The organism is Stenotrophomonas sp. 05L44_2 (assembly GCF_056665995.1).
This window is the reverse complement of sequence record NZ_JBFTNR010000061.1, coordinates 1-9,856: the sequence shown is the minus strand read 5'-3', so window position 1 is coordinate 9,856 and position 9,856 is coordinate 1. Positions and strand designations below refer to the sequence as shown.

The 9,856-nt window shown below is 66.2% G+C and carries 8 protein-coding genes; 5 read left to right on the top strand and 3 right to left on the bottom strand.

Annotated elements, in window-relative coordinates; genetic code table 11:
• The first annotated feature begins 146 nt into the window (after positions 1-146).
• Positions 147-476: a hypothetical protein gene (locus AC1VAN_RS03640; protein ID WP_235189914.1), complete on the top strand. Its 330-nt coding sequence runs from the start codon at positions 147-149 to the stop codon at positions 474-476.
• Positions 477-558: 82 nt separating this feature from the next.
• Here AC1VAN_RS03640 and AC1VAN_RS03635 read toward each other — a convergent pair whose 3' ends face one another.
• Together AC1VAN_RS03635 and AC1VAN_RS03630 are read right to left on the bottom strand one after the other, a co-directional pair.
• The gene (locus AC1VAN_RS03635; RefSeq protein ID WP_258954209.1) at positions 559-2,169 is read right to left on the bottom strand and encodes an MASE1 domain-containing protein; all 1,611 of its coding nucleotides are present in this window, start codon (positions 2,167-2,169) and stop codon (positions 559-561) included.
• 198 nt (positions 2,170-2,367) lie between these two features.
• Positions 2,368-3,645: an NAD(P)/FAD-dependent oxidoreductase gene (locus AC1VAN_RS03630; protein WP_480985288.1), complete on the bottom strand. Its 1,278-nt coding sequence runs from the start codon at positions 3,643-3,645 to the stop codon at positions 2,368-2,370.
• A 161-nt stretch (positions 3,646-3,806) separates the two neighbouring features.
• Here AC1VAN_RS03630 and AC1VAN_RS03625 point away from each other — a divergent pair, with 161 nt between their 5' ends.
• From AC1VAN_RS03625 to AC1VAN_RS03615, 3 genes are all read left to right on the top strand, one after another.
• Positions 3,807-4,568 (top strand): gamma-glutamyl-gamma-aminobutyrate hydrolase family protein, encoded by a 762-nt coding sequence (locus AC1VAN_RS03625; protein ID WP_282280272.1) that lies wholly within the window; start codon positions 3,807-3,809, stop codon positions 4,566-4,568.
• Entirely contained in the window at positions 4,565-5,959 is a 1,395-nt protein-coding gene (locus tag AC1VAN_RS03620) for a glutamine synthetase family protein (protein WP_025875326.1), read from the top strand. The genes AC1VAN_RS03625 and AC1VAN_RS03620 overlap by 4 nt, the downstream gene beginning before the upstream one ends.
• Positions 5,960-6,050: 91 nt before the next feature.
• Positions 6,051-7,160: a polyamine ABC transporter substrate-binding protein gene (locus tag AC1VAN_RS03615; RefSeq protein ID WP_480985287.1), complete on the top strand. Its 1,110-nt coding sequence runs from the start codon at positions 6,051-6,053 to the stop codon at positions 7,158-7,160.
• Here the strand turns inward: AC1VAN_RS03615 and AC1VAN_RS03610 are convergent.
• Positions 7,157-8,557 (bottom strand): flavin-containing monooxygenase, encoded by a 1,401-nt coding sequence (locus tag AC1VAN_RS03610; RefSeq protein ID WP_480985286.1) that lies wholly within the window; start codon positions 8,555-8,557, stop codon positions 7,157-7,159. The genes AC1VAN_RS03615 and AC1VAN_RS03610 overlap by 4 nt on opposite strands.
• A gap of 267 nt (positions 8,558-8,824) precedes the next feature.
• Here AC1VAN_RS03610 and AC1VAN_RS03605 point away from each other — a divergent pair.
• Positions 8,825-9,856, top strand: a 1,032-nt coding sequence (locus AC1VAN_RS03605; RefSeq protein ID WP_480985285.1) for an HlyD family secretion protein, incomplete at its 3' end; no start/stop codon positions are given.

The following is a 9,856-nucleotide window of genomic DNA, read 5'->3' as shown; positions in this document are numbered from 1 at the left end:
GTTAGTATCTGCTGGAGGTTCCTGACGTTAACTTCGACCTGGAGGTCACTGTGCGATTTTCATGTTTTGGTGCGACCACTGCATTTTTGATTCTCGCCGCTGCCCCGGCATTCGCGGGCGGTCCGTCGGACTTCCATGGAAAGCCGTTGGCAACTGCTGGACTGGGTCAGGCAAGTCCTGCCGCGATCAATCTCAGTCAAGACCCCAGCTGGCAGCTGTTTGGATTCCAGCGCGATGGGATCACCTATCTACAGGTGAATGACCTGCTCGGAAACGTGCAGTTGATCATCGGCAATGCTGGAGGCACATACTGGGTGCTGCCGGCAGGCAACAACGCGGCCCGGGTTTCGCTGCCCCAGCAGCAGATCCAGATACCGGCAGGTGCCACCCGCTCGCAGATCTACAGCGCCAGTGATTTCTCGCTGGTGCGTTACCGCAGCGGCAGCGACGTTATCTGGTCGGTCGAAACACCGTAAAGACAGTGAGGAGCGCAGCGGCGTCGGGGTCTCCGCGCCGCTGCGATTGCCACGATGGACGCGGCCGAGCAGACCCCGGGCGTCAGGTCTGGGTCTGCGAGTTTCCCTGCCCGAAGGCCGTTACGTGATCCATCGCGTTGAACGATGCCATGCCGAGGGCGGCGGAATCATCCGTTTCCACCATCGCCATCCGTATCCGGTTCCGATGGCACTGCACTGTCCCGCCATACGCAATCGTCCGGCCAGCCAAGCGCTCGACCGTGGCGGTAACGGTGGACGGTGACAGGTTGCGGTATGAATCCAGTAGTGCGACCGTCATCAGGATGCCGCGGCGTCCGCCTGTCTGGCCGCAACGTACGCGGATGCGGATCTGGCCTGATTCACTGTTGATCAACAGCGAAACAGCATCGGTGAGTGCGCGATAGGCGGCTAGCTGCAGGCCGACGCTGAGCTGGCAGGGATCGCCGAGCAGGCGAGGGCGCATCACCCGATGGCTCAGGTCCCAGCTTTCACGTACGCCGCCGGCCTGGAGGGCGACATAGAGCCCGAGATGTTCCAACGCGGCCGGATAGACCATGCTGGTCTGTTCCCTGAACTGTCGCGAATGGACCGAAGCCATGTGCAGAAGGCTGTTCGCTATAGTGGGATGGCCCTGAGCATTGAGCCAGTTCACCACCTCGCTGAGCGAGGTGTCGATACCGTCCCCCAGTTTCCTCAGGTGCCGCGCGCGCTCGCGGAGATCTAGCTCGCTTGCCACCAGTGAATTTCGCGCATGCTTGAGCGCATCCCTTTCACCCACTTCGCCCAATCGCGAACGGTGGTAGTAGTGGGTAATGCGCGACCCCAGCACCAACAGTGCAGCGCCGGTGACCGCCATTATCTGCTGGGTCGCGAAGGCGGCTGGATCGAATGCTCCCGTGTAGGGACTGGGCGTGGTGAGGCCGATGATCAGGTTGAGCGAGGGCACTCCGATCGCCGCACCTCGCCAGCCGTACAGGCAGGTAAGCACGACGACTGGCAGCGCCATCAGCAGCTGCATCGACGTCTTGGCATTGACTTCGTCCAGGGGCAGCTGTGCGGCATACAGACCAATCATCGCCATCATCGTCAGGGCGGCGAGTGCAGGCGGGGCAAAGCCTGACGTCCACCGGGCGTTGCTGGTCCGTCGTGTCCACAGCAACGCGAGCGGCGCAAGGGTCAGAATGCCGATGAAGTCGCCAACCACCAAGCGTGCGATGCTGGCAAGCACCGGCATCTCGGGGGGTGTCGGCCAGAGAAGGTGTGCCAGCATCAGATTGAGCGCGGTGACCACCAGCGCCGAAGCCGCCGCGACTGAAATCAGCCACGCATTCTTCGTGGTCACCATCATCTTCCGGTGGAGATGCACGATCAGCATCACGGCAGGCATCAGCAGTGCCGAACCAAGTACGATCCAGGCCAGCCCATACTTCTCGATCATTGGCACGCGCATCTGCGCAAAGTAGGCATATTCGCCCAGCAGCAGGTATGGCCACCAACGCGGGGGGAACAACAGCACTGCAGCGACGCGGACGCCGGCCGGCAGATAGAACTGGTCGAGCGACAACTGGCGCGACGCCCAGCATGCAACGGCGTACAGCAGCGCAAGGACCAGCCCCGCCGGGCGGATACGCAACTTCAGCTGCAGGCCTTCATTCCACCAGTTCAATCGCACTACCCCTTCACAGTACGTTCCCTGTCAGCATCCATTCGCCGCGGGACCCGGTTCTTAGCGACGGTATCGACACGCGTTCGATTATGCAATCGCCTCAGCGCTCGGCCCGGCAAGTGAGAAAGTCATCACAGGAATGCCGGCGGCGACGAGTTTCACAGTTTTCGGGGGGCGGTAGATTCAGCTCGCTTCCTGATCAGCTCACCACAACGCATCCCGCAGCTTGTACCAGGACATSGCCGCCACCAGCAGCGGCRTGCGCAGCAGSCGKCCGCCGGGGAAGGGGCCATGGCGCAGGCGCTGGAACACGTCCAGCCGCTCGCTCTGGCCAACGATGGCTTCGGCGATCACTTCACCGGCCAGCCCGGCCGCTGCCACGCCGTGGCCGGAGAAGCCCTGCGCGAAGTACACATTCCCATCCAGCCGGCCCCAGTGCGGGGCACGGTTGCGGGTGATGTCCACATAACCGCCCCAGACCTGCTGCAGCGGGATGTCGGCCAGTTGCGGGAACACCTCGTGCATGCGCCGCTGCATCACCCGGTGCAGGCCCGGCGGCGGCAGCGCGGAATAGCTGGCGCGGCCACCGAACAGCAGGCGGTGGTCATGGCTGAGCCGGAAATAGTCCAGCGCCCAGGCCGTGTCGGAGACCGCCATGTTGTTCCCGATCAGGGCGCGGGCGCGTTCGGCCCCCAGCGGTGCACTGGCGCCGATATACGTACCGACCGGCATGATGCGCCGCTCAAGCTCGGGCACCAGCCCCTGCAGCAGGGCGTTGCCGGCCACCACCAGCTGCGGCGCGCGCACGCTTCCGTGGTCGGTATGCAGCACCGCATGTGCGCCGCGTTGAATGCGCGTCACCGGCGATTGTTCGTGGATGACCACCCCGGCTGCGCGCGCGGCATCGGCCAGCCCGCGGGCGTAGGCCAGCGGATGCAGGTGGGCGCTGAGTGGGTCGAACATCGCCGCGCGGTAGCGCGGGCTGTCCAGTTGCCCACGCAGGGTATCGCGCTCCCACCACTGCATCGGGTAATCGTAATGTCGCTGCAGGTGTTCGCAGTTGGCGCGCAGGTCGCGCTCGTGGCGTGCGCGGATGGCAACGCTGGCGTGGCCCTCCACCCAATGGCACTCGATGCCATGCCGGTCGATGCGCGCGCGCATCGCCTGTACCGCCTCGCGCGACCAGTCGAACAGGCGGCGCGCATCCTCGTGGCCGAGCTGGCGTTCCAGCTCGTCCACTTCGCAGCCGTAGCCGACCAGCGCCTGGCCACCATTGCGGCCTGAGGCTCCCCAGCCGATCCGCTGCGCTTCCAGCACCACCACCCGCTGGCCGCGCAGGGCCAGTTCCAGTGCGGCGGTGAGGCCGGTATAGCCGGCGCCCAGTATCGCCACATCGGCACGCAGTTCACCGCGGAACGGCGGCAATGCGGGCGGTTCGGGCAGGCTGCAGGCGTACCAGCTGGGCGGGAAGGCGGCGCTCACCGGCGGCCTCGCAGGAGCGGGAAAGGGCGTCGGAGCGGGGGAGGACGGTCGGGCTTCACGCCGATAGTTTGGCCCAAGCCGGGCGCCCGTGGTGTGAGGGCAGCGGCTTGCCGATGCCGATGCCGGGCGCGTACCTTGATGCCACGCCAAGGAGTTTCCCCATGCGCCGCCTACCCTGGGTGGGCCTGCCCACCGACAGCACCGTGCTCGGCCATCATCGTTTCGCGGTGGCCGGGGAAAAATATGTGCGTGCGTTGGTTGACGCTGCGCAGGCAACACCGCTGGTGCTACCGAGTCTGCAGCCGCCGCTGCCGGCGCGCGATTGGCTGCAGGGCCTGGATGGCCTGCTGCTGACCGGCGCGGTCAGCAACATCGAGCCGCAGCATTACGAAGGGGGTCGCACCTGGAACGGCAACCGGCATGACCCGGCGCGCGACGCCACTGCGTTCGCGCTGCTGCACGAGGCGCTGGCGTTGGATCTACCCGTGCTGGCGATCTGCCGCGGATTCCAGGAGTTGAATGTGGCGCTCGGTGGCACGCTGCATCCGCAGGTGCATGCAGTGCCCGGCCTGGCCGACCATCGCGAAGACCCGCAGGCGCCGGTGGAGGAGCAGTATGGGCCGGCCCATGCGATCACCCTGGCCGATGGGGGGTGGCTGGCGCAGTGGTGTGCCGCCGATCGGGTGCAGGTCAATTCCGTGCACGGGCAGGGCATCGCACAGGTCGCCGAAGGCCTGCAGATCGAGGCCTGGGCCGATGATGGCCTGGTCGAAGCAGCGCGCAGCCCGCGCCATCGATTCGTGCTCGGCGTACAGTGGCACCCGGAGTGGCGTGTCATGCAGACGCCGTTCTATCACGCTATTTTCCGTGCGTTCGGCCAAGCTTGCCGGCAGCACCAACAGAATCGACTGGAATCCCCATGAGTTCCCGAACGCGCCCGCGCAAGACGGCCACGCCCCCGCCCCCGCAGGAAAGCAGCCTGCTGCGCTGGCTGAAGGAGCGGCGCATCACCGAGGTCGAATGCCTGGTTCCGGACATCACCGGCAATGCGCGCGGCAAGATCATCCCGGCCGACAAGTTCTCGCACGATTACGGCACGCGCCTGCCCGAAGGCATCTTCGCGACCACCGTCACCGGCGAATTTCCGGACGATTACTACGACCTGACCTCGCCGTCGGACTCGGACATGATCCTGCGCCCCGACCCGGACACCGTGCGAATGGTGCCGTGGGCGACCGACCCGACCGCGCAGGTCATCCATGACTGCTACACCAAGAACGGCGAGCCGCATGAGCTGGCGCCGCGCAACGTGCTGCGCCGGGTGCTGGATGCGTATACCGAGCTCGGCCTGCGGCCAGTGGTCGCGCCCGAGCTGGAATTCTTCCTGGTGCAGAAGAACACCGATCCGGATTTTCCGCTGCTGCCCCCGGCGGGCCGCTCCGGTCGCCCGGAAACGGCGCGGCAGTCGTACTCGATCGACGCGGTCAACGAGTTCGATCCGATCCTCGACCTGATGTACGACTACTGCGATGCGATGAAGCTGGACGTGGATACGCTGATCCACGAATCCGGCGCGGCGCAGCTGGAGGTCAACTTCACCCACGCCAATGCGATGGATCTGGCCGACCAGGTGTTCCTGTTCAAGCGCACCATGCGCGAATCGGCGATGCGCCATGGGGTGTATGCCACCTTCCTGGCCAAGCCGATGGAGAACGAGCCGGGCAGTGCGATGCACATCCACCAGAGCCTGCTGCGCATCAGCGATGGCCAGAACGTGTTCACCGGCGAGCACGGTGGTGAGGACTTCAGTCCGCTGTTCGCCCATTACCTGGCGGGCCTGCAGAAATATGTGCCGATGGCCATGGCGTTCTTCGCGCCGAACGTGAATTCCTACCGGCGCCTGGTGTTCGGTGAGGTCTCGCCTAGCAACGTGCACTGGGGCTTCGACAACCGCACCTGCGGCCTGCGGGTGCCGCTGGATACGCCGGAGAACATGCGGGTGGAAAGCCGCTTTGCCGGCTCCGACGCCAACCCTTACCTGGCGATGGCCGCGACCCTGGCCTGCGGGCTGCTCGGCATCCGTGAGCGCCTGGCGCCGGATGCGCCGGTGACCGGCAGCGCCAAGGAACTGGGCTACGACCTGCCGCGTTCGCTGGGTGAAGCGCTGGACGGGCTGGAGCAGTGCAGCGAGCTGCAGGCCCTGCTCGGCGAGCGCTTCTGCCGCGCCTACACCTCGGTCAAGCGCAAGGAATACGAGACCTTCTTCCGCGTGATCAGTTCGTGGGAACGCGAGTTCCTGCTGCTGAACGTGTGAAGGCCGCGAATAGAAAAATCCCTCGCCGGGGGGTAGGCTGGCACCCGTCGCCGGCCCGGCCGGCCCCCCTTTCCGCATTCTGGAGCACCCGATGAAGCTGCGTATCCTCACGCTCGGCCTGGCCTCCGCCATGCTTTCCGCCTGTGGCGGCGGCAACGGCGGCGGACAGGACAGCCAGGTCCTGAACGTCTACAACTACAGCGACTACATCGCCGAAGACACCATCCCCAACTTCGAGAAGCAGAGCGGGATCAAGGTCRYCTACGATGTGTTCGACAGTGACGAGATGGTCGAGACCAAGCTGCTGGCCGGCAACAGCGGCTACGACGTKGTGGTGCCGACGCTGAACTTCTTCGGCCGGCAGATCCAGGCCGGCGTGTTCCTGCCGCTGGACAAGTCGAAGATCCCGAACCTGGCCAATCTCGACCCGGCGGTGATGAAGCGCATCGCTACCCAGGATCCGGGCAACCAGTACGGTGTGCCCTACATGATCGGCACCACCGGCATCGGCTACAACGTGGACATGCTGAAGGAGCGCTTCGGTGGCAGCACCGACATCGCCAACAGCTGGGACCTGGTGTTCAAGCCGGAAAACATCAGCAAGATGAAGGACTGCGGCGTGACCATCCTGGACACGCCGGCGGACATGATTCCGATCGCGCTGCACTACCTGGGCCTGGACCCGCACAGCGGCGATCCGGCCGACCTGCAGAAGGCGGCGGACCTGCTGAAGTCGATCCGCCCGTACGTGCAGAACTTCCACTCCTCGCAGTACGTGGGCTCGCTGGCCAACGGCGGCACCTGCCTGGTGGTGGGCTGGTCGGGTGACATCATCCAGGCCCGCGACCGTGCGGCCGAGGCCAGCAATGGCGTGCACGTGGCCTATTCGATCCCGAAGGAAGGCGCGCCGCAGTGGTTCGACATGCTGGCCATCCCGAAGGATGCCAAGCATCCGGAAGCGGCCTACGCGTTCATCAACTATCTGCTGGAACCGAAGGTGGCCGCGGCCAACACCAACTTCATCCACTACGGCAACCCGGTGCCGACCGCGACCCCGCTGGTGGACGAGGCGATCCGCACCGACCCGACCATCTACCCGCCGGCCGACGTGGCCGCGAAGATGTTCACCTATTCGATCAACACGCCGGAGACCGACAAGCTCTACACCCGGCTGTGGACCGAGGTGAAGACCGGTCGCTAAGCGTTTCCGGTAGCGCCGGGCCTTGCCCGGCAGCTGCCTTGCCCTGCGCCGGAGCCGGTACTGCCGGCCCGGCCAAGGTGCCGCTGGATGGCGGGCAACAGGTCGCGCGCATCGCGACCGCCGTTGCACAGGAATGATGAGCTCATCCGCTGCAGGTTGTGCATCCCGATGAAGAACAGGCCAGGCTGCGGGGAGACACCGAACTCGCCGAGCGGATAACCGTGTTCGTCCAGCACGCCGTCCACATGCAGCCACGGCCATTCGGCGACGAAGCCCGTGGCGAGGACAACCGAGCGGATGCCGGCAGCGTTCAGATCAAGTTCGCGCGGCGAGGCGTCCGGCTCCCAGTGCAGGTACACCTCTTCGGGAATGTAGCGGGCATCATCGGTGCGCGGTTCGGGCCGCGTGGCGTAGTACCCGCTTGCCAGTGAATCGAGATAGGCGTACTCGGCCCGCGTTGCTTCGACCGCAGTGCGCAGCTGTGGGCGGACATCGGCGAAGCGCGCGATGTCCGCGTCGAAGCCCTGCAGGCGGCCCAGCAGCGTGATGCCCTCGCGATGCATCGACAGCAGGCTGATCGAGCTGCCCAGGCCTGCGCGTCCCTTGCCGGAAATCAGCGGGAACTCTGCGGTCCGGGCCTTGSGCAGCGCGTCCGGCTCCCCGGCGAGTACCCCGGCCGATTCACTCACATGCTGGTGGATGCGTCCGGCCATGTCCCACCAGGTCATCGAATCCTTGCCGCGCAGCCGGCGCGTATGCGAATGGCGCTCGGCCAGCGACCAATACACGGTGCGGCCGCTGGCGCGGAGATCCTGGGCGATCTGCGCGCCGGACTGGCCGCCGCCGATGACCAGCACAGCGCCGTCGGGAAGCTGCCGGCAATTGCGGTAGTTGCTGGAGTGCAGTACCGCCAGCGCCGGCCCGGGCGCAAAGGGAACGCGGGGCATCCGGGGACGGCCGTATTCGCCGGTGGCCACCACCACCGCAGCGGCCTGGATCGGCCCGCGGCTGGATTCGATGGCGTAGCCGCCCGCCTTGGGCGTGACACGCAGGACCGCGCAGCCTTCGTGGATCGGCAGTGACCTTTCGCAGGCGTAGTCGCGGAGCCGCTGGATCACTTCCGGTGCAGCCATGAAGCCCTCCGGGTCGTCGCCCGCATAGGCGTGGCCATGCAGGGCCATCGTCGCGTTGGCGGTGTTGGTCTGGAAGGAATCCCAGCGCCGCCGCCAGCTGGCGCCCACGGTTTCCGCCTCCAGTACGCGATGCGCGAGGCCGGCCTCCTGCAGGACCGCGCTGAGTGACAGCCCGGCCTGGCCGGCGCCGATGATCACGACGTCACGCGGCGTAGATGCGGACGGGCAGCAGGGGAGAACCGGTGATGATTTGGAGTGGGCCATGTCGGATTCACTGGAGGGTCGAGGTGATTCCCCAATGACAGCGCGTGCCGGGTCAATGATTTCTGCTCTGAAAAACGTTGCATCTGCATGGATTGGCCGCGGACCAAGGCGAAGGCGTTGGTCGCCGGGCGTCGGTGCCGTTGCACCAACGGGCCATTGGCGACAAGCCGGTGGTCGGGTCTCACGCTGATGCGATCGCCACGTTCACTCCGCGTCGGCGCCGCCTGCCCTACCTTCCCGTACGGCACTGACCACCGCCACGAGACGATGACCGAACAGCCCCAGCGCGACGACAGCGCCCACGATGATGAAAACGAGCGGCGGAAGGAGCACGCCAAGCCCTCACCGCTGAAGAACCCCAAGGTCCGGTGGATGCTGGCGATCATCGGCATCCTCGTCGTGCTGGTGCTGATCGCTTGGCTGGCCTATCACCTCCTGGTCGGCCGCTACCTGCAGGACACCAACAACGCCTACCTGCAGGCCGACGCGGTGGCGGTCGCCCCGCGCATCAACGGCTACGTCACCGAGGTGCTGGTGCAGGACAACCAGTGGGTCAAGGCCGGCGAACCGCTGCTGCGCATCGACCCGCGCACCTACCGCGCCACCCTGGACCAGGCCGAGGCGGTGATCGCCGTGCGCGAGGCCGATATCGCGGCCGCCGCCGCCGGCGTGCAGGGCCAGCAGTCCAGCCTGCTGCAGGCCCGCACCCAACTCACCGCTGCCACCGCCTCGCTGCGATTCGGCAAGGCCGAGCTGGCCCGCTTCACCCCGTTGGCTGCCAGCGGTGCCGACACCCACGAACACGTGGAAAGCCTGCGCCACGACGTCGAACGTGCACAGGCCCAGTACGATGCGGCCAGGGCGCAGATCCAAGGCGCGCAGAGCCAGATCGAAGCCAGCCAGGCGCAACTGGAACAGGCCCAGGCCGGCCTGAAGCAGGCCCAGGCCGATGCCGCGCAGGCGCGGGTCGCCTTCGAGGACACCGAGCTTCGCGCGCGCATCGACGGCCGGGTCGGCAACAAGACCGTACAGGTGGGACAGTTCGTCGCTGCCGGCACCCGCACCATGACCATCGTGCCGGTCGAGTCGCTGTACCTGAGCGCCAATTTCAAGGAAACCCAGGTGGGTCTGATGCGTGCCGGACAGCCGGCCGAGATCAAGGTCGATGCACTGCCGGGCACTACCCTGCACGGCACTGTGGAGAGCATCTCGCCCGGCACCGGCTCGCAGTTCGCGCTGCTGCCGCCGCAGAACGCCACCGGCAACTTCACCAAGGTCGTGCAGCGCGTGCCGGTGCGC

What these genes read in the sequence shown, in the direction of transcription:
- AC1VAN_RS03620 (WP_025875326.1), top strand. Translation starts at nt 4,565, where the DNA reads ATGAGTTCCCGAACGCGCCCGCGCAAGACGGCCACGCCCCCGCCCCCG.
- AC1VAN_RS03625 (WP_282280272.1), top strand. Translation starts at nt 3,807, where the DNA reads ATGCGCCGCCTACCCTGGGTGGGCCTGCCCACCGACAGCACCGTGCTC.